We start from the raw sequence: 25,166 nt of genomic DNA, 5'->3' as shown, positions 1-25,166 counted from the left end.
TGCCTCCCTCGAAAAGGTTTGGGAGAGTTGGGATGACTTTGGCAATATCTACCAATTCAATCCCAACCTCACTCATTCCCATCTCCTTGAAGATTCTCTGCCGAAAGGACAAGGAGCTAAGCGGCAGTGCGACCTCAATGACGGTAAAAACTGGATTCGCGAAGAAGTCGTTGAGTATATTCCCTACCAGCAGATGACCTTCAATATCTATGAGGGAACCATGCCCCTGAAACGTGCAAAAGCAACTTTACGTTTCCGTAAAGTCATGGCAAATCGGACTGAAATCAGCATGAGCATGGACTTTGAACCAAAGATGGGGCTACTTGGCAAGCTGATGCTCCCCATGATGAAACCTAAATTTGCGGGAATGCTCAATGCCCTCCTGGAAGGCAATGATACTTATGTCACGCAAGGTCAAGTCGTCACTGCGGCCTAAGACCGTGACAACGTTTGAATTAACTCTACACTTTTGATAACAATGACTCCCGAAACCACCGTTTTCCTGCTGACGCTGATCTTGGCCATGATTCATCTTGGCATTGGTTCAATAACCAGGATTTTTGAAGTTGGGCCAATGGTCCTGCTCGGTCCTCGTGATAATTTACCCCCTCGCCAGAATACCTATGGCATTCGAGGCGAGCGAGCCAACCATAATTTCAAAGAGACCTTGCCCTGGGCGTTGGGTTTATTGCTGCTGGTGCAGGCGACAGGCCACACCAATGGCGTCAGTGCCGTGGGGGCTTGGCTCTATTTTTGGAGTCGAGTGGTCTATTTGCCCCTGTATGTTTTTGGTGTGCCCGTGGTGCGTAGCTTTGCGTTTGGTGGCTCTTTGATTGGTATGGGTCTGATTGCCAGTCAGGTGTTGTAAGCATCGATTTACCGGGGCCGAATTTGGGTGCCGATGCCGGAAGTGATAAATAACACCGTCGCTTCTTCTTCAACATCAGCAGTATGCCAAATACCAGGCTGATTAATGGCATATTCACCAGGACTGAGGGTGGTGGTGGTCACAGAACCCTCAGTATCTTCTTGATGAAGTGTCACCGTTCCCGTAATACACAGGACGACCTCACTGCCCTGCGGATGCATCTCCCAGACATCCCAAGCCTCTGAGAAAGAATGCATACTGACTAAGCGCCCTTCGGTACCGTCAGAATCATGGCGTTTAGCATAATCGATGTACCATTCCATCGACCCTGTAAATACGGGTTCAGTTTCTGCAGTCGCACCCAACCCCAGATGAATGGGGTGAGTTTTAATATCTGTTCCAGCCATCACTCTCTCCTGAATTACCTGAAAGTGCTATTAGCGATTCTTGTACACATCGCGTCTATGGCCGACTTTAACAACAATGCTTCATTTGTGGTCTACCATCTCGTAAATGATTTAGACTCCTTATCTGATGTGATATCTCTTGCCCTAAAAGCTTTTCCGCCCCTAACTGTGGATTTACTGCACACGATTCAATACGATTGAGAGTTCTTGTAACATCCTGGGTAGAAATACGACGAAGATCTTTTGCAACGAATCGTGTGAAAACAGCCTTATAGAATGCCATTCAGGTCATTTAGCAGTTCTTCATAGGTCATCGTAGACTCTGGTTCTCGTTCATCAAAGGTAGCCAGATCTGCTTGATCGTCCTGGAAGGTCAGACGAACTGCCTCATTCACTAGATCCGATATTGTGCGATTGGTGGATGCTGCTTTGAACCGTAATGCTTGATGCAATTCTGGTTCAAAGTCAATAGTCGAACGCTTGGGTGGCTCACTCATATGGCCTCTTTGTGAACACAAACGTTTCAACAGTCTAACGTCTAAACGTTAAAGCATTGATTGCAATACCAAGGATTCACCGATCTTCGTCCATTCCCCCAAGGGAAGCTACGGGTTAAGCTTATCCTGCGTCTTAGTATTGAAATCATCAGCATCATGGCGTTCATGGAGCTGTTCTGACAAGGCCCCCCAAGTGCGGTTGACCATGCGGCCCCGCTGGACTGCCGGGCGATCGGCGATATCCTGAGCCCAACGAACCACATGGGTATAAGAGGAGGCATCGATAAACTCTGCGGCATCGTATAGGGTATTGCGAATCACCCCGCCATACCAAGGCCAGATGGCAATATCAGCAATCGAGTAATCGTCGCCAACCATAAATGAGTGGGTTTCAAGATGGCGATTGAGAACGTCAAGCTGGCGCTTCACCTCCATGGTGAAACGATTGATGCAATATTCAATTTTGGTGGGGGCATAGCTATAAAAATGACCAAAGCCACCCCCCAGATAGGGGGCTGAACCCATCTGCCAAAACAACCAGGACAAACATTCGGTGCGAGCTGCATGTTCTGTAGGTAGGAGCTGGCCAAATTTTTCGGCGAGGTATAGGAGGATAGCCCCGGATTCAAAGACGCGGGTTGGGGGGGAGGTAGAGTGATCGACTAAAGCCGGAATTTTGGAGTTGGGATTTACATCCACAAACCCACTGCTGAACTGGTCGCCCTCTCCAATTTTGATTAAATAGGCATCGTATTCAGCTCCAGACTCGCCCAATGCCAAGAGTTCTTCTAGCATGATGGTGACTTTCTGGCCGTTGGGGGTTGCCATGGAATAGAGCTGTAAGGGATGTTGCCCCACGGTCAGGTCTTGCTCATGGGTCGGTCCCGCAATGGGGCGGTTAATTTTGGCCCAAGTCCCCCCACTTTCTGAATCCCATTGCCAAACTTTGGGGGGAGTGTAGTCGCTACTCATGATCCGTCTCCATCGCAGGACAAATATAGCTGTCTCAACATTAGCGCTGTTACCTCATCACCTGCACGGCAACTTTCATTTTTGCTATGCCCTTCACAGTGTTTTGACAAAGGACCGCAATTCATTTGCATTCATGACGTCAGGCTGAACGTTTGGATTGTGGATCGGCTTTATGGTGAGTGGAATGAACGACGCTCACATCAATAAGCTACATCTATGATGCGAGATAGCCCTCGTAGACTACTGCTCCAATTCGGTGTATTTTCCACCTAAAGCTTCCACGATTGTGCGAGTATTCACTTTCAACATTTTGATATAAGTATCGGCTTCAGTGCCTGGTGCGCCGATGGAGTCGGAGTAAAGCTCCTGCTCCGCTAGCTTCACCTTGGCTTCCGCTGCCACTGTTTTGATCAGTGCTGGATTAATCGTTGTTTCTGCAAAAATAGCGGGTACTTTTGCCTTCTGAATATCATCTGACAACCGTTTGACCGTTCGCGCACTGGGTTGCTCTTCCGTACTCATCCCAATCAGGGTACCTGCGATCGTCAGGCCATAGGCGTTGGCATAGTACTGGAAGGCATCATGGGTTGTCACTAATTGCCGTTGCTGAGCTGGAATGGTTTGTATCTGTTGCACAATCCATTGATCGATCACAGCCAGCTCTTGAGTAAATTCAACCGCATTTTTCGTAAACACTTCCTTATCCTCAGGGGATAACTCAATCAGCTGATCGCGAATGGCGTTCACCATTTTGATGGCGTTCTCAGCATCCCCCCAAACGTGAGGATCGGGTTCTTGTCTACCTTCGTAATCGTAATCCAGGGGTGTAACTACTTCCCCCACCGCAAATACTTTTGATTTTTGGTTGGATTCGATCAGCTTAATCAATCCAGGCTCCAGATTATAGCCATTATAAAAAATCAGATCGGCCCGTTCAATTTCTAAATTATCGGCAGGGATGGGTTCATACACATGGGGGTCAGCACCCGGTTGCAAAATACCTACTAATTCAACTTCATCCCCAGCTACCTCGGCGGTCCAGTCTTGCAAAATTGTGCTGGTTGCCACCACTTTGGGTTTTCCCGATTGTTTAGCCTCTTGACTGCTCGTACATCCAACCAGGCTAACTCCAAACAATAATCCACCGATAACCCAGCCCCAGACGGGCAATTGACGCTTCTGCAAGGATGTTGTCATAACTTTACATCTGATTTTCATAATGCTTTCACTTTTTGATGCTACAGTATTTTCATAATCGTTTCATTTTTAATTACACCCTCCTCAATTTTCAGGTGCATGCCTTAAACACATGCAATGTTTAGGTGTAAATTCTTTGCTCTCTTCTAGAACTATGGACACTCGCTCATGAACAGTGCTAGCAGTCTGGCTGTCGACCATTTAGGTGTGCAATACCGTATGGTTAACGCCCTCTCCAATGTGACCTGCTCAGTGAATGCAGGACGGTTGACTGGCATTATTGGCCCGAACGGAGCTGGTAAAAGCACCTTGCTCAAGGCCATGCTGGGACTGGTCTTGCCGAGTAGTGGTCAAGTGATATGGGGCGATAAACCCCTTAAGCAGCAGTTGGATCGAGTGGCATATATCCCCCAGCGATCACAAATTGATTGGACCTATCCCGCCACGGTTTGGGATGTCGTTCTGATGGGGCGGATTCGTAAAACGGGCTGGCTGAAGCGCTATTCCACCGTGTCTCGCCGACTCGCTGCCGACGCTTTAGAACGTGTCGGAATTGCTAATTTACGGCATCGTCCCATTGGCCAGCTTTCAGGGGGGCAGCAACAGCGGGTTTTTCTCGCCAAAGCGCTAACCGAAGAAGCAGAGATTTTCTGTCTTGATGAGCCGCTTGCAGGGATTGATAAAAAAACTGAAGCGATTGTGTTCAATATTTTGCATGAGTTGGCAGATACCGGACATACCGTACTCGTGGTTCACCATGACTTAGGTCAGGCCATTACCAACTTTGATGACTTAATTTTGCTCAACCAAGAACTGATTGCCTACGGTTCTCGCGAAGATGTACTCACCAAACATAATATTCAGCAAGCCTTTGGTGGACATGTCCCCTTCTTTGAGTCCAACGCCGCCTAGCCCCATACCCAACGTTTTAGATGTACGACCTATTAATAGAGCCGCTGCAAGCCGAATTTATGCAGCGATCGCTCCTCACCGCAGTTCTAGTGGGAATTGTGTGCGCCACCGTGGGTTGCTATTTGATGGTGCAGCGGTTAGCCTTGCTCGGAGATGCCATTAGCCATTCAGTCTTACCTGGCCTTGTTATTGCTTACATTATCGGTATAGATATATTCCTGGGCGCTTTTATTGCCGGGGTATTTAGCACAGTCGTTATTGCTTGGATTCATACCCACTCGCAAATTAAAGAAGATGCAGCCATGGGAATTGTGTTCTCAGCCTTCTTTGCCTTGGGCATCACCCTGATGACAATTGTCCAGAAAGAGACCAAAATCGACCTGAATCATTTCCTATTTGGCAATATCCTGAGCGTTACCCAATCGGAAGTCATCAATACCTTAGTGATTACGGTGCTGGTGCTAGTGGTCATTGTGCTGCTGTTTAAAGAACTCATGTTGTACACCTTCGACCCTGTTGGGGCTCAAGCGGCAGGACTACCCACCAACCTGCTTAATTTTGGATTGATGGTGCTGATTGCATTGACGATTGTGGCTAGCCTCAAGTCTGTCGGGGTGATTTTGGTGCTGGCTATGTTGATTACGCCAGGTGCAACGGCCTATCTATTGGTCTATCGATTGCATATGATGATGATTGTCGGAGCCGCCATTGGTGTGATCTCTAGCATTACGGGCATGTATCTGAGTTTTCACTTCAACTTACCGTCAGGCCCCGCCATCGTTTTGGTCGCGTTTGGCTTCTTCTTGCTAGCATTCCTGCTGAGCCCTACCCAAGGGGTACTCACCCAATCTTTGAGTAAAACTGAATAATATAATCCAGCCGAAACCCACCTTTTTTGATGCTCCTTTTGATTTTCGCAAGCTAATTAATCGGCTTGACATAGACTCTAAAGTGAGGTTTTCTGACCTTTCCTGACTTTTTCAGAGGAAAGATGATTTTTTCGCCTCAAAAGTGCAGAACTTTACTGTAATTACATTTCTGAGCATACCAACTACATTAGTAAATGTAGAGATTGAGGTGTTACCTATTACTTGATTTTTATTGATTGAGTTAATAGATTGCCTCGCTATTTATTCTTAGAATTATTTACAAGGAGAAACGCATGTCTACAGATTCCAAGAAGCTATTTACAGAGCTTTCCAGCAACGAAGCTGAAATGCTGAGCGGTGGATTTTTCTACTTCCCATTTTACGGTAATGATAATGATGTCGTTGACGTTGATAACAGTACCGTCAACGGTGGAGATGCTACCCAAACTAACAATGGTGGCAATGGCAATCAAAATGCCGGTGGTCCTGGCATTGTAGTCCAAGGTTAAGGAGAGCCTATCGTTTTTAGCTTATATTTGCTAGAGCTATTTTGTTCTCACCAACTCAGTCAATAGACTACCTAATTATTTATTTCTGAATTACTTACAAGGAGAAACGCATGTCAACTGATTCTAAGAAGCTATTTACAGAACTTTCCAGTAACGAAGCTGAAATGCTAAGCGGTGGATTTTTCTACTTCCCATTTCGTAGTGATGATGATGTCGTTGATATTGATAACAGTACAGTCAACGGTGGAGATGCTACCCAAACTAACAATGGTGGCAATAATAATCAAAATGCTGGTGGTCCTGGCATTGTAGTACAACGTTAGGAAGAGTCTATAGTTTTTAGCTTGTATAAGCTAGAACTATCTTACCTTTACTGATACATAAAATGAGCCGAATTCACCCTAAAGAGCTATGGTCTGATTTGATCGCTTTAGGGTGCTTCGGCTTCTACATTAGCTCCGAACTAAAAAGTATATAAATTGGCCAATTGGATGCTGGGACAGTAGAGTGGTCTATCTGTCAATGCATCCCGCTTATGAAACTGGGGGCAACTGACACCATCACCGACACATCTGAATATTGCCACTTTGAATAGCAACAGAGTCTGCTGGGGCCAGGAATGGTTCAACGAGTCTGTGAGTTCAGACGATTTTTGAGCTGCTGAGGCTGCATGATCCTTGAACATGAAATGGGAAGTTCCGATGGAGAGTCAAAGGTTTTTAGTGAAAAGTTGAAGCATCGTTGAGATCTCGTTGATAATGTCTGAATGACTTGTTGATGTTCTCTGCTGTATTGGCTAGAAATTGTGACAGAACCCGGACGCTATAAAAAGACCGTAAATCTCCCCAAAACCAAGTTTGATATGCGCGCCAATGCGGTGAAGCGCGAACCTGAGTTGCAAAAATTTTGGGCTGACCACCAGATTTACGAAAACCTGTCCCAGAATAATCCTGGAGATGTGTTTGTACTCCATGATGGGCCACCCTATGCCAACGGCGATCTACACATTGGCCACGCCCTCAACAAGATTCTCAAAGATACCATCAATAAATTTCAGCTCTTACAGGGTCGCAAAGTTCGTTATGTGCCAGGCTGGGACTGCCACGGCTTACCCATTGAGCTAAAGGTGCTGCAAAATATCCAGCCTGAGAATCGGGCCAAGCTGACGCCACTCAAGTTGCGGTGGAAGGCCCGTGACTTTGCCCTAAAAACTGTGGAGAAGCAGAGCAAGAGCTTCCAGCGGTATGGGGTTTGGGGTAACTGGGAAAACCCTTACCTCACCCTAAAGCCAGAGTACGAGGCCGCTCAGATTGGGGTCTTCGGCAAAATGGCCCTTAAGGGTTATATCTATCGGGGATTTAAGCCTGTCTATTGGAGTCCCAGTTCACAAACAGCCCTAGCTGAAGCCGAGCTGGAATATCCAGAAGGCCATACCTCCCGTAGTATCTATGTCACGTTTAAGGTGACTGGGTTGTCGGAAGCTGCCCAACCTTTGCTCGGCGAGTATTTACCCACCCTCAAGGTTGCCATCTGGACAACGACACCTTGGACCATTCCTGGGAACTTAGCGGTGAGTCTAAATCCCGATCTGACCTATGCAGTAGTGAAGACGGGCGAAGACTACCTGATTGTGGCGGAAGATCTGGTGGAGACCTTGACGGAAACCTTAGAGTCCTCCTTCAAAATCATCAAGACCCTGCCTGGTAAAGCCCTAGAAAATTCCACCTACCAACATCCGCTGTTTGAGCGGGAAGGTCTCTTGGTTTTAGGTGACTATGTGACTACAGAGTCGGGCACGGGACTGGTGCATACCGCCCCCGGACATGGTCAAGAAGACTATCAAGTGGGTCAGCAGTACGGTTTAGCGATGCTGTCTCCAGTGGATGGTAATGGCACCTTTACCGATGACGCGGGTCCCTTTGCTGGACTGAATGTCTTGAATGGCGGCAATGAAGCAGTAATCGAGGCACTCCAGTCAGCAGGTGCCCTGTTAAAAGAAGAAAGCTATGCCCATAAATATCCCTACGATTGGCGAACCAAAAAGCCAGTGATCTTGCGGGCGACGGAGCAGTGGTTTGCGTCGGTGGATGGGTTTAGAGAAGCAGTGCTAGATGCGATCGCAACCGTTAATTGGATTCCCGCCCAAGGGGAAAATCGGATCACCTCCATGGTGTCGGAGCGATCGGATTGGTGTATCTCCCGCCAGCGCAATTGGGGTGTGCCTATTCCAGTTTTCTACAACGATGCCACGGGCGAACCCCTCCTGAACGAAGCGACGATCAAGCATGTGCAGGCCATCGTAGCGGAGAAAGGCTCTGATGCTTGGTGGGAACTCGACAACGACGAACTCTTGCCCGAACCCTATCGCAGCGATGGCAATACCTATCGCAAAGGCACCGATACCATGGATGTCTGGTTCGATTCTGGGTCCTCCTGGGCAGCGGTTTGCGATCAGCGGGAGCCGTTGAAATATCCAGCCGAGATGTACTTAGAAGGATCGGACCAGCATCGCGGTTGGTTTCAGTCCAGTATCCTCACCAGCGTGGCCACCAACGGTCATGCTCCCTATAAAACCGTCTTGACCCACGGCTTTGTCTTGGATGAGCAGGGCCGCAAAATGAGTAAATCTATTGGGAATGTGGTGGACCCAGCCATCGTCATTGCAGGGGGCAAAAACCAAAAGCAAGATCCGCCCTATGGTGCCGATGTGCTGCGCCTCTGGGTGTCTTCCGTGGACTATGCGTCCGACGTGCCTTTGGGCAAAAATATCCTCAAGCAAATGGCGGATGTCTATCGCAAGATCCGCAATACGTCTCGATTCTTGCTGGGTAACCTCCATGATTTTGATCCAGCCAAAGATGCAGTGGCTTATAAAGATCTGCCTCAACTCGATCGCTATATGCTGCATCGGATCACGGAAGTCTTTACCGATGTGACAGAAGCCTTTGAGAGCTTCCAGTTCTTCCGTTTCTTTCAGACGGTACAGAATTTCTGTGTGGTGGATCTGTCTAACTTCTACCTAGATACGGCTAAAGATCGCCTCTATATCAGTGAGTCGAATGCCCAGCGACGGAGAAGCTGTCAGACAGTATTGGCCATTGCCCTAGAGAATCTAGCCCGCGCCATTGCTCCGGTGCTCTCCCATATGGCGGAAGACATCTGGCAGTCTTTGCCCTATGAGACAGAGCATCAATCGGTGTTTGCCTCCGGGTGGATGCACCTAGAGGGTCAGTGGCAGAATCCTGATCTGGCTAGCCAGTGGGTGGTCCTGCGAGAGATTCGCCAAGAGGTGAATAAGGTGCTGGAGCAGGCTCGGACAGAAAAGGAGATCGGTTCGTCTTTGGAGGCGAAGGTATTGCTGTATGTGAGTGATACGGACTTGCGTCAGCAGCTAGACGCCATGAATCCTTCTACTGGTGGGGGTTCAAATAATGTAGATGAGTTACGATACCTGTTTTTGGCGTCTCAGGTGGAATTGCTGGATACACCTCAATATTTAGGTGAGTTAACGTATCAGTTCCAGTCTGAAACCCTGGGTGTGGGCGTAGTGAAGGCGGATGGCAAGAAATGCGATCGCTGCTGGAATTATTCCACCTATGTTGGTCAGTCTAAAAAGCATCCCTTGTTGTGCGATCGCTGCGACTCCATCATTGGTAATTTGGTCGCACAAGATCAAATTAGCCAAGTTGAAGATGGAAGTTACCAGCCAAATTGAGACTTCTCACAAAAACTTCAGGAATTACGACCTTTCTTTTTCAGACCATTAATAAAATAAAAAGGGTTTGACCTTGTAGATCCTGCTAAAAGACCAGTACTATGAGTCCTCTAAAGTTATATGAAAATGTTGTCATTGGCAATTTCTTATATGGCCTTGGTGCATCCATTCAGGCTAAATCTGAAGATTCGGTTATAGGGACATCAGTCAATTTATTACAGCAAACACCTGCGGATACTCTATTAGCCGATGTTTTATTAGAGTCTCAAGGAGTCGTAAGAGTCATAGAATTCAAAAGGCGAGCTAATAAAGATAAGAAGGAGCCTGAGAAGCAAGGAATTCTTTTAACTGCAATTAGAGATCAGCCAGAGCTAAAAAAAATATCCCGATCTATACATTGGTTTATCGAGACAGACCCAAAAAACAATAGTTTTGTTTCTAGAATAGTTCCATACCTTGATGCATACTCCAACAAAAAAAGTCAATATTCTTTGGCTACATTCATTAAAAGGACAGCTGAGGAAGCTGTTAAAGAGAAATTACCTTTTAGCTCAAATGATGTGCACCTTTACTTAGACTTTCTAATGGCATGTGCAGGCTCAAATCAAGTTGGCACAGGTGGCGTATTATTATCTGTTCAAAAAGATGGATCTATCACTTTTGGTACGCTAAGTAGTATCACAGAATTAAGGCTCACATTAAAAGAGTACCAAACCTTCGAACAGAATAGGGAAAAGCAATTTATGGAACTGTTGCATAAAGTACAAAGGGAACAAGAATTACAGAAAGAGCATGAAAAACAGAATAGGGACATTGGTCGTGGATACAGTTTATGAATCAAGAAGAAATACAGCGAATATGTAAGTTATATGATGGATTAGGCAATATTCTTCATGCGGCTCAAACTAATCAGGTCTCTGCTACACAATCTATCGACGAAATGCATAAAGCTACTGAAAGGCTTGAACATATAGTTCGTGCTCTCAAGAAAGATATTCAAGGAGAATTAAATCAATCAATAACCTCTGTATCCAATAAGATTTCTCGAGACTTGAAATCCCAGTTCTCTGCAGCAGAAAGAAATGCACAGAAAGCTGCATCAGCATATGAAATTCAATTTAAGATTGCGCCATTTATTTATATACTTATCGCTACTTCTATTGGAGTTGCTGTTGTATTTATATTTGGTTTCTTCATTCAAAAAGCTTTTCCAAGTCTTGATGAAATTCAAACAAGGTGGGAACTTAAAAAAAATTTGGATTCTCAAATCAGCGAAATGGAAGCATATATCAATGAGAACAAAATTGATATTGGGGATTGTGAATCGCGAAAGTGTGTTCGGGTAAATCCTAGAGAATTAGATCGTCGTTTTGGTGATGATGCAGATTATCTGATCCTCTATGATCACTAGAAACTTTTTAACGCACATTCCGCAGATTTACTCAATAGAGTAGACTTGTGGAATGTGCGCTGTGATTGAAGAAATATTAGATTTTCTGTTCCTAGCGAGGATGAAGTCTCACTGCCAGCAGGAGCAGGCACAGCTTTTTGCAAATTTCATCGAAGAGCTGGTAGCAGATATTCCTCCCCAAGTACTCGATACTTTACCGACTGATGGTGCGGCTGAGCATGATCACTACATCTATGGCACGCCGAAGCAATCATCACCCAAAGCATGACGCCAATTTATACTGGCCATTCCACTGATGTTTCAAAGATTTCTGATTCTGAGAAAGGACAGACTTGAGGAAGTTTTGCGGGGTCCAGGGGTGTCTCTTTACCCACAAGGTTCAGCCCCTTTTCATATCCAATCTCAACCGCTTCACTCAGATAAGGCTTCAAACTAGGATTCTCTCGCAGATGGCGTTCAATCTCCTGACGCTGCTCTTTAATCGTATAGAACCAAATCTTAGATCGGGCTTCGGGTTGATAGCGCCACTTAAGCAAATGTCCCAACAAAACTCCCAATCGATTGCGCAGCTCTTGCCGTTCCCGCTTACCCAACGAAGCAATCTCCTCAATCAGATTGTCAATATCCACTTGTTCCCATTGTTGAGCTTGTAGTAGTTCTATTTGGTGCTGGGTCCAAGCATAAAAATCTTGATCGTAGAGAGTAGTAGTCTGCATAGAAATGAATGACCATACATTAAAAGCAACGGCTCACTAAGCAGGCAAACCCTGGCAACAGCGGAGACATCAATGCATCTGTTTCTAATAAGGTCGCCTGAAGCTGGAGTTGAGCATTTTCGCGGCGATAGATCTCAATTTGCTTGAGTCGCCAATTTAGAATCCAGTATTCCTTGACGCCTTTGAGCGAATAGAGTCTGAGTTTAATTTCACGATCCCTCCGCTCATTCATCGTTCCAGCTGAAAGCACCTCAATCACCAGATCTGGCGCTTCCGTAAAATGTCCCGATTCATCCACAATGTTGGGCAGGCGTTCCTGCTGCACCCAGACAACATCAGGAATCACATCATCCATATCAGAAAAAACGACGCCTGGGGCTAGAAAAGGTTTGCCCAACATTGTGTCTTCCGACCATAACAACAATCTGGCATAGGTTAAACCTGCAGAATCTTGATGTCCTAGATGGGGTGCTCGCGTCACCAACAACTCTCCATCTACAATTTCGTAACGCTTCCAATCACCCTCGGGAAACAGTTCCAAGTCTGCGCTGGTCCAACAAAGCTCTTTAGAAGTAGTTGTTGCCATGCCGTCATTATATGTTTAGTACAAGTATCAATATTTTATCGCAGGCGTTTTTAGAGTAACGCTAGCAGGGAGTGACCAGGATCTGCGCCAGTAGTTGGCAGCCATAAATCCTACCGGTAAGGGTTCAAATAATGTGGATGAGTTACGATACCTATTTTTGGCTTCCCAGGTAGAACTTCTGGATACACCTAAAAATTTAGATCGATTAATGTATCAGTTTCAGTCTGAAACCTTGGGTGTGGGCGTTGTTACGGCGGATGGAAAGAAATGCGATCGCTGTTGGAATTACTCCACTTCTGTCGGTCAGTCTGAAAACATGCTTTATTGTGCGATCGCTGCGACTCCATCATCGAAAACCAAATTACTCAGTCTGAAGCACTAGATTCTTGACTTTGACCGCTGTTTCTTCCGGCTTGCCTGATAGGGGAAAGACCAGAATGCCCTTGATATCAGGGTCCTCGACCAGTCCCTGCAAGCGATGGAGCTGATTATCCGTAATGGCAATACCCACTTGAGCTTGGGCATATTCTAATTCCTTAGCAAAATTAGCCTCGTTATAGGCTTGGATAAACACCCGGTCCACATCCCAGTTTTTCCAATCCGCTGCAAAATAGCGTTTAGACCAGTAGGGATTATGGTGACAAAGGTCGAAACTCACCTTTGAATTGACTTTTTTCATCTCCTCAATCATTTGCTGAGAAAATTTAGTTAGGCTAGCGGTTCGATCCACCTTCCCAGGTAACTCAGCGTGGTACCCCAAATAGTCATCCCACTGCACGGCATCAACGGTGGGATACTTCTGGACAAACTCCGCCACAATATCTTTGAAGAGTTTTGCCACCGTCGGGTTATCCACATCAAGCACATAGTGCTCAATGCCACTGTAGGTTCGATCCACACCAGGGACTAGCCATTTTTCAGCCACCGCCCGTTCATACACTGGACTATTCTTATCAATTTTGATGCCTTTCTCAAAGTAGGCATGAACTTGCATATTCTGCTGATGGGCTTCATCAATTAACCAGTCTAGCCATTGATCTCGAAACAGATTGGGGCAGCTAGGAAAGCCTAGGGTTTTGGCCATAACGTCGCTTTTATACATCGTGCAGGCATTGCCCCAAACGCCATGCAAAATCGTATTGAATCCTTGCGCTTTATAGTAGCGAACGCGATCGCGAATGGTTTTTTCGGTGGCATTGTTAGTCACCTGGTAGCGACTGAGGTAAATACCTCTCATGGTTTTTTGCGTCCAAGCCTGGGGAAATTTGACTGCTTTGGGCTCTTCAACTTTGATCACGTCTGGCGGCACAACTTTTGGGGGAGGAAGCTGGGGGGCCGTCTTGATGGGAATAGACGTCGTGGGGGACGGGGATGGCTGAGAAGGGTTCAGCGTAATCGGCTGATTCAAAATTGGGATGGTAATCTTGTAGTCCGGGGGCAAATATCGACCTAACTTCCGATTCTCGGCCTGACTAAACCACCAACCCCCAACTCCCAACACCAGCAAGATCACCGAAAAGGGAATACTGCCACATCCACATCCTTTGGGTTCTTTCCGCTTTTTTGTCATATTTGTAAAACTCAAGAAACGGTAACTAATCAGGCCGCAGTATTAGCATCACAGAATCGCTAGCAAAAAACCTTTTGAGCGCATTCAAGGATAGGAACGTCTTGCTTTTCCAACGTTGAGATATAACCGCAAATACGGCAGAAATGCTGGATATCCACGAACGAGCGGAAGCAACCTAAGATTTTCTGCTTCGATTGCATCATACCTAAGATTTTCTGTTTCGATTGCATCATACGGATATCGTGTTCAGCCTGATAAGGACAATTTCGATGACCGTAGTTGGGTGTGTAGAATTGGCGCTGATAACTGAGTGATTACCTTGGCTTAGGCTGTTCAAGCATCTCCGAACCCTCGATTGGGACTGGACCGACTCTTCTGGGGCTTACTGATCTTCTTGCTTGTTTTAACCTGAACCAAATTAAAACTGATACACACACGCTCTCCCTTATCCCCAGTTTCTTCAGTCATATTGGGATGAACAGTGTGGTAAAGCCAGCTAGGGAACATTAGCATCCGTCCGGGTTGGGGTTGGAATTCGACCGTCTTCCAAACCCCACGAACTCGGGGTTGGTTGGTCGCCAGATTAGGCGTCAGCATTAGATGCTCCGTTCGTGGATCCGTGAACTCAATGGAACCAGAGTTGGGTGGGGCTTGAACATAGTAAACACCGCTCCATAAATGGCCTGGGTGGATATGGGCTCGATTGAGACTACCTGGAGCATTGATGATAGCCCACATATTACTGATCTTCAGTTCCCAGTCCAAGTCGTAAGTTAATTGTTTAGATATTTCTGCAGCGACCTGATGGATTTTATGGGTGAATTTCTCAAAAGCTGGCAAGGTATGGAAATGGTCTTTGCTATGCCACCCCCCCAACCTTCTAAAATTAGAACGTTCTAATCCTTGCTGATCCTTTTCACGTTCTGCCCGAATAGTCGACAAAAATTGAGGATTTAGCTCTTGTGAATTTGAGAAATCATAAAAATAAATAAATGTGGGAAAATAGGTTTCACAAACCAGGTTTTCCATTGTTTTTTGGTCTCCAACCTATCATCGTCCTAAAGGGCTCATATTTAGCTTAATGGAGGCTGCAATATTTTTATGTAATTCTGCCGTTTTGGGATGGTGGTTAGGCCGCAGTTGCTCTTTTTCAGTACATGCTTTTTGGAGTTTGATTGGCCCGACGTCGAAGTCGCCGTTCGAGCAAGATGGCTTTGGTTTTGCGAATCAGCCAGATAATCACAAAGAGGACAATGCCCGCTGCTAGTAAAGGAATCGCTAATCCCAGCAACGTTAATAGAACCGATAATACAGCTTCTGCGGTGGAGAGAATGGGATTACCGACCCCTCCCGTCATGGTTGTCGCGGCAACGCGGGTGACCGAGGTGGTGGTTTCGACAATGCCTGCGGCACTGCCCCCGGCTAGAATTGCAAGTGTCCACTGAAGGACGGGATTTAAGTCGCCTAAGGTGGCGGCGGTGAGCACAGAACCGACTGCGATCGCAGTCGGGATTTCAATCAAATCCAGCAGATTGTTGACGCCTGGAATATAGTAAGCCAGCACCTCGACAACAACAGCTGTGCTTAAGACAATCAGGGTGGGGAGGGTGCCAATCCATTCCAGATTGGCGGCTAATGGAAAATCACCAAACATGGCGGCTAGACACAGGATTAGTGGGGGAATAAATACCCGTAAACCACTAGCGGCGCTGAGCGTAATCCCCAGACAGAGACTAATCAGAATTTCCATATCGGTTCTGTAATCAATCCTCTTTATATTGCCCCAATCGCGTCTTCTAGCGCAGCCAGCGTATTTTGCAGGAGTGTTAGTTGGTGCTGATGGCGATTGCGGTTGGGGTCGGTATGCTCTTCTGCAATCGGCATTAAAATAATCCGCTCAGCCGTGCGTTCATACTCCTGGAGGGCGGTTAAGGCGGCGGCCCGGAACTGGGTGAGATAGTAGTGAGCGGCTTGTCGATAGTGCTCGTCATTTTGCTCGAACTGGGGTAGATCAGCCTTAGACACGGCGATATTTTCCAGTTTATTGACCATATAGCCCGTCCCACCAAAAATAGCAGCACCCAAGGGGCCACCCATCAGCCAGCCTAATCCGGTTGCGATCGCAACCGGAGCAATGTCCTCTTCCTTGGCTGAGGTGGAGGAGGGAGAGGGTGGCGACTGGGCCGCCGGACCGCTGGGAAAGGCAAACCATAATTCTGTCGGTCGGGGTTGATTAAAAAACTCACAGGCTTTATGGACCCAACCCACCACTTGGCGTTGATGCCCTAGCCATATGGGTTTTAAGGTTTCTGTGAGCCAGAGGGGGAAGCGCTGCTGCTGGAGGGCTATCTGGGCACCCGTTTCATGGTCACGCAGTAAGGTGGGCAGATCGAGCCAGGCTTTAGTGTCTGATACACTCTCGCGAAAGCCTTTAATAATCAGTTTTTGAGCCCGCTGTTTAATCTCTAGCCGCTGCTGAGCCCGATCCAGGGCGTCGTTCTGGACTTGGGATTGAACAACCGCAATTTTTTCGCTGAGCGCCAGCTGCAGCCGTTTTGCAAGTGCGATCGCCCGCTGAGGCTGCTGGGGAAGGCCTTCCGTTTGATAGATCTGGACAATCGTCTGCAAGGCGGTCTCTAACATCGGCAGACCTGTGGTTTGGGCGGCTGCCATATCCCCTTTGAGGCGGGCTCTCAAGGCGGGTAAGGCATCAACGCGGTAGAGATTACTAACCCCTGGGGGGAGTTGGGACCGGAAGCTTTCGGCCACAAACCGCATTCGGTTCATCACTTGCTTTTGATCGGCGGGCTCCAGCAGGTTTAAAAAATTAACCACAAACACCACACTGTCAATGCCCCGATCCAACAGCCAGTCCCGCAGATGCTCTCGTTCGCCTAAGGTCATTAATTTGCGACCATCGAGCATCTGAATCACGACATCTGCCGTCAGTAACTGCTCCTTTGCCAGAGCATCTTGGGCTTCGCGATCGTTGGTTCCTGGTAAATCTAGAAGTTCGACGCCTGTTTGTAAGAACGGGTGGGGGCAACTCACCTCAACAGAAACCACATCTTCCCGCATCCGTCGGTGATCGTCTAAAATGGCGTACTGCTTGAGGATATCCGTGCCCGCTTCAACAATCTCTTGACGACTCGCCAAGCCAATTCGGGTTTGGAGGTGTGGACCATAGCACACTCGAATGGCGGCCCCCGTGGTAGGAATTAAATCAATAGGCAGGGCCTTTTCACCGAGTAGGGCGTTGAGCAACGTCGATTTACCGTAATTAAAGGGGCCAAAGACAGCCATTCTCAGGGTAGTTTTTTGGGCACCCTCACTCAGTGCGATCACCTCTCGTCGCAGTTCATCGGTGTCCTTGAGTTCTAGAACCCCAATCGCCATAGATAGGGTCTGAAGCAAATGATGGTAGTTATCCTGTTGGCTCATCGCTAGGGATGAAAAAGCTCACTATTTATATAGTCTTCCCACCTAAATTATATTTGACCACTAGGGGCTGCGTGCTACCCCTTTTCCAACCCTCAGGTGGGTGCGTCCAAAACAAATGAGGGCCAGCCTTTTACCACTGGCCCTATCTGCTCCTCTATGCAGATTAGTATGCAAAATTCTCTTGCGATCGCAGTAAGGAGGTGGCTCCTCTCGCAGTGAGCGGCGGCGCAAATAGAAAGCCTTGTCCGTGGGTGCAATTGAGAGAACTGAGATAACTGAGCTGAGTCTGATTTTCGACCCCTTCCGCTACAACATCTAGACCTAAATTGTTGGCCAGGAGTAAGACAGAGCGAATAATGGCCTGCCCCTCCGCCCCCGTATCAATGCGCTGAACAAAGGACCGATCAATCTTTAAGGCATTGATCGGTAGGCTATACAAATAGCTTAAGGAAGAATATCCTGCGCCAAAATCATCGAGATAAAGTTCTAACCCTAATTCGCGCAGCTGGGATAACATCGCCACCGTGGTTGCATCATTGCAAATGATGGCACTTTCCGTTAGCTCTAGCTTCAGGTGGCTGGGATGAATATGGGCAGCGGTGAGAATATCCGCGACTCTAATCACTAAGTCACTGTGAAACAGCTGTTTGGCCGATAAATTGACACTGACCTGTAAGGATTCATATCCTGGGACTCGCTGCCACTGATGCAGCTGGTTACAGGATTGCCGAAGTACCGCTAAGCCCAAGTCCTGGATTAGACCAGATTCTTCAGCCATATCAATCAGATCAGTGGCAGCGATGGGCTGATGTTCGCTGTCGTACCAGCGAATCAGAGCCTCAAAGGCGGTAATATTCCCGGTTTGTAAGTGAACAATGGGTTGGTAATAAATTTCAAAGGCTTGACGCTCAATCGCCCACCGCATTTCCGTTTCTAACTGCGATCTCGCCATTGTTTGGGATTGCATCCCCGTATTAAAAACCTTGTGACAGCCTTTGCCCGCTGACTTGGCTTGGTACATGGCCACATCAGCATCTTGCAAAACCTGTTCTGCATCTTGATAATCAAAGCTACTGAGGGTAATGCCAATACTGGCATCAATAAACACTTCATGGCTGCCTAAATGGAAGGGCAACGTCAACTGTTTCCTAAGGCGATCGGCTGCGGTAATGGCATCGTCTTGACTGTGAATCCCATTGAGCAAGACCACAAATTCATCGCCGCCTAGACGAGACGCCGTATCCCCTGGACGCAAAGACTTCAAGAGCCGTTCAGCGATACCCATCAGTAATTGATCGCCAACAGCATGCCCCATACTGTCATTAATGATTTTGAATCGATCTAAGTCCAGAAATAAAACCGCAAACAGATAATTGGGATAGCGCTGCAATTGCTTTAGCGATTGTTCGAGGCGATTGATAAATAAAGCCCGGTTAGGCAGATCGGTCAGCGGGTCATGGAAGGCATGGTGAAGGAGTTGCTTTTCCCGCAGATGATGTTTTAAGGCACCACTCAAAGTGGCTGCCAAGGTTCTGAGAATTGTAATATCTGAGGTTGACCATTGGTACTCCACCTGGCAATGCTCAAAACTGATCAATCCCCATAACTGGTCATCCACAAAGATGGGGAGTAGCAGAACAGAGCGGACCCCCGCACGGGCTAAGAGCGACCGCTCCAGATCACAAAAATCCTGAGTTGCTTGCGCAAAAGGCTGTCGATGAACCAGAGACTTATACCATCGACGCTGACTCATTTGCTCAGGCGGAATTGACCAGGGGATTTGCAAGCTGGAGTTGGTGTCTGTCTTTTTGACCCAGGCATAGCGCAAATGAAGAATCAGGGGGTCATCCAGATCTGATGCTTCAAACTCACAAATATAGAGGCGATCGACTCGGGTGGTGCTGCCAATGGTGGCCAATGCTTGGGTCACGGCTGTATTGAGATGCGATCCAGTGAGCAAAGACTGGCTGGCTTCTACCACTGCAAGCAGGAGCGTGTCTTGGTGTTGTTGAGTGGGCTGATAAGACCGTTGTTCCGTTCGATCTAACCAGCAGCCAATCAGGGCTAGCCCAGGCTGCATAGGTTTAGACGTTAGCTGAAAAATATTTTGTACCCATCGGTACCCTAACTGCTTATGTAAAAAGCGATACTCGCATTCTTGCCAATGATCTAAGGTGCTCTGGCTGAAGGCGGCTAGTACCAAGGCGCGATCGTCAGGATGAATGAGCGAGAGCCAGTGGGTGGGATGGGCCAACAACTCCTGTTCAGTGTAACCAAACAAGCGGGTCACACTCTGAGAAACCTCGGTTAAATCATACGTTCCCAGGCAGCTACTATAGAGGACAGCTGGACCCGCAGCGGACAGATCATTCAACTGAGTCGGTTGCTTGCTTTTCACAATTTCATGTCATGGAGAGACCGTCACGCTGAGGTGAAGCTACCATGGCACCCCTAAAAATCCCGTAAATCCCCGGAATAGTCTGGAATTGTTGCCACATGAATTAACTTCACTCAAAGATTACGAGTTGACTGAGAGGGTTGTCCTCCGCAAATATACGGACATGTTTAAGGAAAACATGTCGTATTGTGAAGATCACGGCAATAGATTCCGTAAACCTATTGACGAGGCGGTTATTGATAGACTTTTCTAATTCTTGACCCCATTTTGGGGGTTTGGCTTGGCAACCAAGGATGAACGCAATATAGGGGTGGTTGCCGTCCTAGAATGCTTTGTGTCCAACCACGCTAAACCTGCCCCGATAGCTTCAGCAAGGGTATTCATTAATCGATAGAGCGCCACACTCCCTAAGGCGAGGCCATAGGATAGGGTAGGGCCATCCGTGAGGACACCGGGTCGGATCATTAACTGACTCACCGTCAGTTCAAATACACCTACACCGCCGGGAACGCCAGGGGTAATAAATCCGAGTAGCCAACCAATACTAAAAATACTAATTAAGCGGGGAACGGCCTCAATGCCTAAGGGAATTAGGGCCTGGACAACGAGGGTAAACCCCAACCCCCTTAAGATTAGAATGCTAATTTCTCCCAGTAGAGGTCGCCAAGGATATCGCAGCAACCGAAACGGGTTAGCACGCTGAGGGGGGTTGCGTTTGGTGATGGCGGCTGCCAGTTGAGTCAGCCACTGCCCTAAAGAGCGAAGGACGACGGGATGCATAATCACTAACACGGCCATTAACCCTAACCCTGCAGATCCCACGCCGCTTTGGGGAACGCTGAGTAACCCCAGAATCAGACCTGCTGAAATCATCAAGAGGGTATCGAGAATTACGCTGAGTGAGGCCGCAGATAAGGGGATGCCGACGGCATTGGCTGCTAGGGTGCGACCATAGAGATGAACAAGGTTACTGGGTAAATATTTAGCAATGTTAGTAGTGAGGTAGATTTGAGTCGCCCAGACGTTGCTGACGGGGTGTCCCAAGTCTTCTAAGATCCATCCCCAAACCCAACCTGTCCAGGTAAAGGCCAAGAGGGTAATTCCGGTTGCGATCGCAAAACAAGCCCAGGCAGATAGCGTGATCCGAATGGTTGTAATGGCTTGCCAATGTTCGAACAAAGCCTTCCCTAAAAAGGCCAAAACAGCCATCAGCAGACCGGTGTAAAAAAAAGCTTTATAGCTAGCCCACTGCTGCTTGACCCAGCCCCAGCGATGTCCCATGAAAGATATTAATGTCCTATCTCAAGTCCTGTGCTCAACAGAACAATAACTTAGTCAGGGCTAAGTCCCTTCGTCTTTAACCACTCTGGATTAAAGAGTTTCGATTGATAGCGGGTACCGCTATCGCAAAGGACGGTGACAATGGTATGGCCAGGCCCCATTTCTTTGGCTAACGCCACCGCTGCCCCCACATTAATACCGACGGATCCCCCTAAAAATAGCCCATCTTGCCGCAATAGCTGGTAGATCACCCGCAGGCATTCTGGATCATCGACTTGGACGGCATCATCAATGGGGGCACCTTCCAGATTGGCCGTCACCCGGCTATTGCCAATGCCTTCAGTGACCGAACTCCCCTCCGGTTTGATGTCGCCCGTTTTAACGTAACTATAGAGACCACTGCCCATGGGATCGGCCAAAATGGTTTTGAGATTGGGATTTTTCTCTTTTAAGTACAGGGCAACGCCTGCATAGGTCCCGCCTGTGCCCGTCGAGGTGACCCAGGCATCGATTTTGCCCTCCGTCTGTTGCCAGATTTCTGGACCAGTGCCTTCGTAATGCGCGAGGCGATTGGCTAAGTTATCAAACTGGTTGGCCCACACGGCATTGTCCAGTTCCTCTGCCAGACGGCCCGATAGCTTGACGTAGTTATTCGGATCGCGATAAGGCACCGCTGGAACGGCTCGAACCTCAGCCCCCAACAATCGCAACGCATCCATTTTCTCCTGCGATTGGGTTTCTGGAATCACAATTAAGCATTTATAGCCTTTGGCATTGCAAATATGGGCAAGGCCAATACCGGTATTGCCAGCGGTTCCCTCAACAACGGTCCCCCCAGGCCCTAGAACGCCTCTCTTTTCCGCATCATTGATAATAAATAAAGCGGCTCGATCTTTAACAGAGCCTCCTGGATTTAAGAATTCTGCTTTGCCTAAAATTTCGCAGCCTGTCTGTTCGCTAAAACTGTTGAGACGAATGAGGGGAGTGTTGCCGACAGCACCAACAAAGCCGTTTTTGATGTCCATGATCGCGGAAGAACGTTACACATTTGCCTATCTTCCCATGTCCTGCCCAGCTGTGACTTCGCATTCGGACTTCTTGATCAAAGATTCTCCCCCATCGAAGAATTCCGCGACAGACCGTAGCAAAGGGCACTCTGTCTATGTTAGGCTACTAAACTGTCGGCGCTTTCATGCAGTGGAGCTGGACTGCCAGCCCATTCTAAAAGCTGACGAATTGGCTCAGTAGCTCAGTGGTTAGAGCAGGGGACTCATAAGCCCAAGGTCGGCAGTTCAAATCTGCCCTGAGCCATTCTTATATCACTTCATCCATCCAGACGCCCTAAGACGCGACACTTCGATTTAGAATTTACTGAATCAGTCTCAACAGGGGTAGCTATGGCATATCGAATGGACCGCCGCGCCTATGCGGAAACCTATGGCCCCACGGTGGGCGATCGCATTCGTCTGGCTGATACGGACCTGATTATTGAAGTGGAGCAAGACCACACCACCTACGGGGATGAGGTCAAGTTTGGGGGTGGTAAAGTCATTCGCGATGGCATGGGCCAATCGCCAATTACCAATGCCGATGGCGCGGTGGATACGGTGATTACCAACGCCCTGATTATGGACTGGTGGGGCATTGTCAAAGCGGATATCGGCATTAAAGATGGCAAGATTGCGGCCATTGGTAAAGCGGGTAACCCCTATATCCAAGACAAGATTGATATTGTGATCGGCCCCGGTACGGAAGCGATCGCAGGGGAAGGGATGATTCTGACGGCGGGAGGGATTGACTCCCACATTCACTTTATCTGTCCGCAGCAAATTGAAGTTGCGATCGCATCCGGTATCACCACCATGCTTGGCGGCGGTACGGGACCTGCTGCAGGCACCAACGCCACCACCTGTACCCCTGGCCCCTGGAATATTTATCGGATGCTGCAATCTGCCGATGCCTTTCCTATGAACTTAGGCTTTTTAGGCAAAGGCAACTCCAGCCAGCCCGCCGCTTTAGTAGAGCAGGTCAAAGCCGGGGCTATGGGCCTGAAGCTGCATGAAGACTGGGGTACCACCCCTGCTGCTATTGATACCTGCTTGAGCGTTGCCGACGAGTTTGATGTCCAGGTGGCGATTCACACGGATACCTTGAATGAAGCTGGCTTTGTGGAAAATACCATTGCAGCCTTCAAAAATCGGGTCATTCACACCTATCACACAGAAGGTGCTGGTGGCGGCCATGCCCCGGATATTATCAAGGTCTGTGGAGAAGCCAATGTTCTGCCGTCCTCCACGAATCCGACTCGGCCCTACACCGTTAATACCCTAGATGAGCACTTGGACATGCTGATGGTGTGTCATCACCTCGATGCAGGTATTCCTGAGGATGTCGCCTTTGCTGAATCCAGAATCCGTCGAGAAACCATCGCTGCTGAAGATATTCTCCACGACTTGGGGGCGTTTAGTATGATTGCCTCTGATTCCCAGGCCATGGGCCGGGTGGGTGAGGTAATTATCCGCACCTGGCAGACGGGCCACAAAATGAAGGTGCAGCGGGGACCGCTTTCAGAAGATTCAGATCGCAATGATAATCATCGAGCCAAGCGTTACGTCGCTAAGTACACGATTAATCCAGCGATTACCCACGGGATTGCCGACCATGTGGGTTCGGTGGAAGTAGGTAAGCTAGCCGATCTCTGTTTGTGGAAGCCTGCCCTATTTGGCGTCAAGCCAGAAATGGTAATTAAAGGCGGCTTTATTGCCTGGTCCCAGATGGGAGATGCCAATGCTAGTATCCCGACGCCTCAACCAGTGCATATGCGACCCATGTTTGGTGGATTTGGGGGTGCTATTGCTGCCACGTCTCTTACCTTTGTCTCTCAAGCCGCTATGGAAGAAGGCGTTCCTGACCAGATTGGCTTGCAGAAAAACGTCGTTGCCATCTCCAATACGCGCAATCTTAGTAAGGCAGATATGAAGTTGAACGATTTTCTACCTAAAATTGAGGTGGATTCAGAAACCTATGAGGTGAGAGCTGATGGAGAACTGCTCACCTGTGAACCTGCAACGGTGTTACCAATGGCTCAGCGGTACTTTTTGTTTTGAACATTGGACCTTATGGCAAATCCTATCTTGCCTGCGGCGAAATCAAGTAATTTGTACAACCCGCTGTCAGTAGCTAAATGTGATGACTTTAATAGATCTTTCAAGTTTCTAGATAACCTCAGTACGGGATAAGCAATCTCTGAAACTATTGATTTTGCGTTCTTTATAATTTTTTCTTTGCTTAGACATCTGCGAATAAGCTCCGAGATAGGGATTATTCTCAATACAATAGACTGATTATCAATAAGAGATTGTTTAGTTCAAAGGTTGATTTCCTGAACCGTATACCTGAAAAGGATTTCTCATGCTTCCTTATCCCGAACTCAGGTTAGATAACTTGCTTGTAAAAGGTTGTAGAACCTTATGTAGATGCAAAAAAAAGACTCTTTTCTCCATCAAAAGACTCTTTTCTCCATCAACTGTGGAGCAATTATTGGCTGCTAGAAATAATTGCAATTGGCATGAAAGGGTTACATGTACACCTGTCTTAAGTCAGTTTTGAACAAGCTGCAGACTTAAATGCTTATTTGACAAGGTCTTATAGATTTAGTTTGTTCATTTTCTACGTGTGATGGCTGTACTTCATCAAAATTGCTATACTGTATATTAGATCTAGTGCAGCCTGGCTGAAATAACCATTCAGCAGTGGAGCGCTCTTATTCTTAGCTAGGCTGAGAATATGTCCTACGCTCAGGAGGCCGCTCCTCTAT

General features: G+C 47.7%; 25 protein-coding genes and 1 tRNA gene. 13 read left to right on the top strand and 13 right to left on the bottom strand.

The features are described 5' to 3' along the window. Together Q0986_RS13055 and Q0986_RS13050 are read left to right on the top strand one after the other, a co-directional pair. The coding region (locus Q0986_RS13055) for an SRPBCC family protein (protein ID WP_299410929.1) at positions 1-436 on the top strand (436 nt) is incomplete at its 5' end. A 42-nt stretch (positions 437-478) separates the two neighbouring features. Then, positions 479-868 carry an MAPEG family protein gene (locus Q0986_RS13050; protein WP_299410926.1) on the top strand — a complete coding sequence of 130 codons (390 nt, stop codon included), beginning with the start codon at positions 479-481 and terminating at the stop codon, positions 866-868. Positions 869-876: 8 nt separating this feature from the next. On the opposite strand, the gene Q0986_RS13045 is transcribed toward Q0986_RS13050, so the two are convergent. The 4 genes from Q0986_RS13045 to Q0986_RS13030 form a co-directional block, all read right to left on the bottom strand. After that, entirely contained in the window at positions 877-1,275 is a 399-nt protein-coding gene (locus Q0986_RS13045) for a cupin domain-containing protein (RefSeq protein ID WP_299410924.1), read from the bottom strand. A 269-nt stretch (positions 1,276-1,544) separates the two neighbouring features. Continuing rightward, the gene (locus Q0986_RS13040) at positions 1,545-1,772 is read right to left on the bottom strand and encodes a CopG family transcriptional regulator (protein ID WP_299410921.1); all 228 of its coding nucleotides are present in this window, start codon (positions 1,770-1,772) and stop codon (positions 1,545-1,547) included. A gap of 108 nt (positions 1,773-1,880) precedes the next feature. Then, a complete protein-coding gene (gene yghU, locus Q0986_RS13035) occupies positions 1,881-2,744 on the bottom strand; it encodes a glutathione-dependent disulfide-bond oxidoreductase (RefSeq protein WP_299410919.1) in 864 nt (287 codons plus the stop codon). A gap of 240 nt (positions 2,745-2,984) precedes the next feature. Then, a complete protein-coding gene (locus Q0986_RS13030) occupies positions 2,985-3,941 on the bottom strand; it encodes a zinc ABC transporter substrate-binding protein (protein WP_299410917.1) in 957 nt (318 codons plus the stop codon). Positions 3,942-4,109: 168 nt separating this feature from the next. On the opposite strand from Q0986_RS13030, the gene Q0986_RS13025 reads away from it, so the two are divergent. The 8 genes from Q0986_RS13025 (at position 4,110) to Q0986_RS12990 (ending at position 11,625) form a co-directional block, all read left to right on the top strand. Further along, positions 4,110-4,853, top strand: a complete 744-nt coding sequence (locus Q0986_RS13025) for a metal ABC transporter ATP-binding protein (RefSeq protein ID WP_299410915.1) — start codon at positions 4,110-4,112, stop codon at positions 4,851-4,853. Positions 4,854-4,873: 20 nt separating this feature from the next. Further along, positions 4,874-5,722 carry a metal ABC transporter permease gene (locus Q0986_RS13020; RefSeq protein WP_299410912.1) on the top strand — a complete coding sequence of 283 codons (849 nt, stop codon included), beginning with the start codon at positions 4,874-4,876 and terminating at the stop codon, positions 5,720-5,722. Positions 5,723-6,015: 293 nt separating this feature from the next. Further along, positions 6,016-6,231, top strand: a complete 216-nt coding sequence (locus tag Q0986_RS13015; protein ID WP_299410910.1) for a hypothetical protein — start codon at positions 6,016-6,018, stop codon at positions 6,229-6,231. Positions 6,232-6,341: 110 nt separating this feature from the next. Further along, positions 6,342-6,554, top strand: a complete 213-nt coding sequence (locus Q0986_RS13010; protein ID WP_299410907.1) for a hypothetical protein — start codon at positions 6,342-6,344, stop codon at positions 6,552-6,554. Between the two features lie 482 nt (positions 6,555-7,036). Then, entirely contained in the window at positions 7,037-9,946 is a 2,910-nt protein-coding gene (gene ileS / locus Q0986_RS13005; RefSeq protein ID WP_366918581.1) for an isoleucine--tRNA ligase, read from the top strand. A 101-nt stretch (positions 9,947-10,047) separates the two neighbouring features. Continuing rightward, entirely contained in the window at positions 10,048-10,782 is a 735-nt protein-coding gene (locus Q0986_RS13000; protein WP_299410905.1) for a hypothetical protein, read from the top strand. After that, entirely contained in the window at positions 10,779-11,357 is a 579-nt protein-coding gene (locus Q0986_RS12995; RefSeq protein ID WP_299410901.1) for a hypothetical protein, read from the top strand. The genes Q0986_RS13000 and Q0986_RS12995 overlap by 4 nt, the downstream gene beginning before the upstream one ends. 61 nt (positions 11,358-11,418) lie before the next feature. Then, positions 11,419-11,625 carry a hypothetical protein gene (locus Q0986_RS12990; RefSeq protein WP_299410898.1) on the top strand — a complete coding sequence of 69 codons (207 nt, stop codon included), beginning with the start codon at positions 11,419-11,421 and terminating at the stop codon, positions 11,623-11,625. Between the two features lie 7 nt (positions 11,626-11,632). On the opposite strand, the gene Q0986_RS12985 is transcribed toward Q0986_RS12990, so the two are convergent. Both Q0986_RS12985 and Q0986_RS12980 read right to left on the bottom strand, forming a co-directional pair. Then, positions 11,633-12,073, bottom strand: coding sequence for a DUF29 domain-containing protein (locus Q0986_RS12985; RefSeq protein WP_299410896.1), 441 nt, complete (start codon positions 12,071-12,073; stop codon positions 11,633-11,635). Positions 12,074-12,092: 19 nt separating this feature from the next. Continuing rightward, positions 12,093-12,659: a Uma2 family endonuclease gene (locus tag Q0986_RS12980; protein ID WP_299410893.1), complete on the bottom strand. Its 567-nt coding sequence runs from the start codon at positions 12,657-12,659 to the stop codon at positions 12,093-12,095. Positions 12,660-12,792: 133 nt separating this feature from the next. On the opposite strand from Q0986_RS12980, the gene Q0986_RS12975 reads away from it, so the two are divergent. Then, complete coding sequence (locus Q0986_RS12975; RefSeq protein WP_299410891.1) at positions 12,793-13,041, top strand: zinc finger domain-containing protein; 249 nt, start codon at positions 12,793-12,795, stop codon at positions 13,039-13,041. Here the strand turns inward: Q0986_RS12975 and Q0986_RS12970 are convergent. The 7 genes from Q0986_RS12970 to Q0986_RS12940 all read right to left on the bottom strand — a co-directional run bounded on the left by Q0986_RS12970 (position 13,021) and on the right by Q0986_RS12940 (position 22,374). After that, entirely contained in the window at positions 13,021-14,229 is a 1,209-nt protein-coding gene (locus tag Q0986_RS12970; RefSeq protein ID WP_299410889.1) for a family 10 glycosylhydrolase, read from the bottom strand. The genes Q0986_RS12975 and Q0986_RS12970 overlap by 21 nt on opposite strands. A gap of 333 nt (positions 14,230-14,562) precedes the next feature. Continuing rightward, positions 14,563-15,258, bottom strand: coding sequence for a TIGR02466 family protein (locus Q0986_RS12965; protein ID WP_299410886.1), 696 nt, complete (start codon positions 15,256-15,258; stop codon positions 14,563-14,565). A gap of 121 nt (positions 15,259-15,379) precedes the next feature. Next, positions 15,380-15,979 (bottom strand): DUF4126 domain-containing protein, encoded by a 600-nt coding sequence (locus Q0986_RS12960; protein ID WP_299410883.1) that lies wholly within the window; start codon positions 15,977-15,979, stop codon positions 15,380-15,382. Positions 15,980-16,002: 23 nt separating this feature from the next. Continuing rightward, positions 16,003-17,670, bottom strand: a complete 1,668-nt coding sequence (locus tag Q0986_RS12955; protein WP_299410880.1) for a dynamin family protein — start codon at positions 17,668-17,670, stop codon at positions 16,003-16,005. 163 nt (positions 17,671-17,833) lie between these two features. After that, the gene (locus Q0986_RS12950; protein WP_299410877.1) at positions 17,834-20,068 is read right to left on the bottom strand and encodes an EAL domain-containing protein; all 2,235 of its coding nucleotides are present in this window, start codon (positions 20,066-20,068) and stop codon (positions 17,834-17,836) included. A 249-nt stretch (positions 20,069-20,317) separates the two neighbouring features. Further along, on the bottom strand, positions 20,318-21,349 hold the full coding sequence (locus Q0986_RS12945; RefSeq protein ID WP_299410875.1) for a lysylphosphatidylglycerol synthase domain-containing protein: 1,032 nt from the start codon (positions 21,347-21,349) through the stop codon (positions 20,318-20,320). Between the two features lie 50 nt (positions 21,350-21,399). Further along, the gene (locus Q0986_RS12940; RefSeq protein ID WP_299410873.1) at positions 21,400-22,374 is read right to left on the bottom strand and encodes a cysteine synthase A; all 975 of its coding nucleotides are present in this window, start codon (positions 22,372-22,374) and stop codon (positions 21,400-21,402) included. A 213-nt stretch (positions 22,375-22,587) separates the two neighbouring features. On the opposite strand from Q0986_RS12940, the gene Q0986_RS12935 reads away from it, so the two are divergent. Together Q0986_RS12935 and ureC are read left to right on the top strand one after the other, a co-directional pair. Continuing rightward, positions 22,588-22,660, top strand: a tRNA-Met gene (locus tag Q0986_RS12935). Between the two features lie 86 nt (positions 22,661-22,746). Beyond that, positions 22,747-24,456: an urease subunit alpha gene (gene ureC, locus Q0986_RS12930; RefSeq protein ID WP_299410870.1), complete on the top strand. Its 1,710-nt coding sequence runs from the start codon at positions 22,747-22,749 to the stop codon at positions 24,454-24,456. Positions 24,457-25,166 lie beyond the last annotated feature (710 nt).

This window comes from Acaryochloris sp. IP29b_bin.148 (assembly GCF_028285565.1).
Classification (GTDB): Bacteria; Cyanobacteriota; Cyanobacteriia; order Thermosynechococcales; family Thermosynechococcaceae; genus Acaryochloris.
Note: the sequence above shows the minus strand (reverse complement) of the source record. Positions and strands in the feature narration are given on the sequence as shown.

Bases quoted from the DNA above. Each gene is read 5' to 3' on its own strand.
- Q0986_RS13000 (WP_299410905.1), top strand. From the start codon at position 10,048: ATGAGTCCTCTAAAGTTATATGAAAATGTTGTCATTGGCAATTTCTTA.
- Q0986_RS13020 (WP_299410912.1), top strand. From the start codon at position 4,874: ATGTACGACCTATTAATAGAGCCGCTGCAAGCCGAATTTATGCAGCGA.
- Q0986_RS12995 (WP_299410901.1), top strand. From the start codon at position 10,779: ATGAATCAAGAAGAAATACAGCGAATATGTAAGTTATATGATGGATTA.
- Q0986_RS13030 (WP_299410917.1), bottom strand. From the start codon at position 3,941: ATGACAACATCCTTGCAGAAGCGTCAATTGCCCGTCTGGGGCTGGGTT.
- Q0986_RS13045 (WP_299410924.1), bottom strand. From the start codon at position 1,275: ATGGCTGGAACAGATATTAAAACTCACCCCATTCATCTGGGGTTGGGT.
- Q0986_RS12945 (WP_299410875.1), bottom strand. From the start codon at position 21,349: ATGGGACATCGCTGGGGCTGGGTCAAGCAGCAGTGGGCTAGCTATAAA.
- Q0986_RS12985 (WP_299410896.1), bottom strand. From the start codon at position 12,073: ATGCAGACTACTACTCTCTACGATCAAGATTTTTATGCTTGGACCCAG.
- Q0986_RS13040 (WP_299410921.1), bottom strand. From the start codon at position 1,772: ATGAGTGAGCCACCCAAGCGTTCGACTATTGACTTTGAACCAGAATTG.
- Q0986_RS13025 (WP_299410915.1), top strand. From the start codon at position 4,110: ATGAACAGTGCTAGCAGTCTGGCTGTCGACCATTTAGGTGTGCAATAC.
- Q0986_RS12965 (WP_299410886.1), bottom strand. From the start codon at position 15,258: ATGGAAAACCTGGTTTGTGAAACCTATTTTCCCACATTTATTTATTTT.
- Q0986_RS12940 (WP_299410873.1), bottom strand. From the start codon at position 22,374: ATGGACATCAAAAACGGCTTTGTTGGTGCTGTCGGCAACACTCCCCTC.
- yghU (WP_299410919.1), bottom strand. From the start codon at position 2,744: ATGAGTAGCGACTACACTCCCCCCAAAGTTTGGCAATGGGATTCAGAA.
- Q0986_RS12955 (WP_299410880.1), bottom strand. From the start codon at position 17,670: ATGAGCCAACAGGATAACTACCATCATTTGCTTCAGACCCTATCTATG.
- ureC (WP_299410870.1), top strand. From the start codon at position 22,747: ATGGCATATCGAATGGACCGCCGCGCCTATGCGGAAACCTATGGCCCC.
- Q0986_RS12970 (WP_299410889.1), bottom strand. From the start codon at position 14,229: ATGACAAAAAAGCGGAAAGAACCCAAAGGATGTGGATGTGGCAGTATT.
- Q0986_RS13050 (WP_299410926.1), top strand. From the start codon at position 479: ATGACTCCCGAAACCACCGTTTTCCTGCTGACGCTGATCTTGGCCATG.
- Q0986_RS13010 (WP_299410907.1), top strand. From the start codon at position 6,342: ATGTCAACTGATTCTAAGAAGCTATTTACAGAACTTTCCAGTAACGAA.
- Q0986_RS13015 (WP_299410910.1), top strand. From the start codon at position 6,016: ATGTCTACAGATTCCAAGAAGCTATTTACAGAGCTTTCCAGCAACGAA.
- Q0986_RS12980 (WP_299410893.1), bottom strand. From the start codon at position 12,659: ATGGCAACAACTACTTCTAAAGAGCTTTGTTGGACCAGCGCAGACTTG.
- Q0986_RS12960 (WP_299410883.1), bottom strand. From the start codon at position 15,979: ATGGAAATTCTGATTAGTCTCTGTCTGGGGATTACGCTCAGCGCCGCT.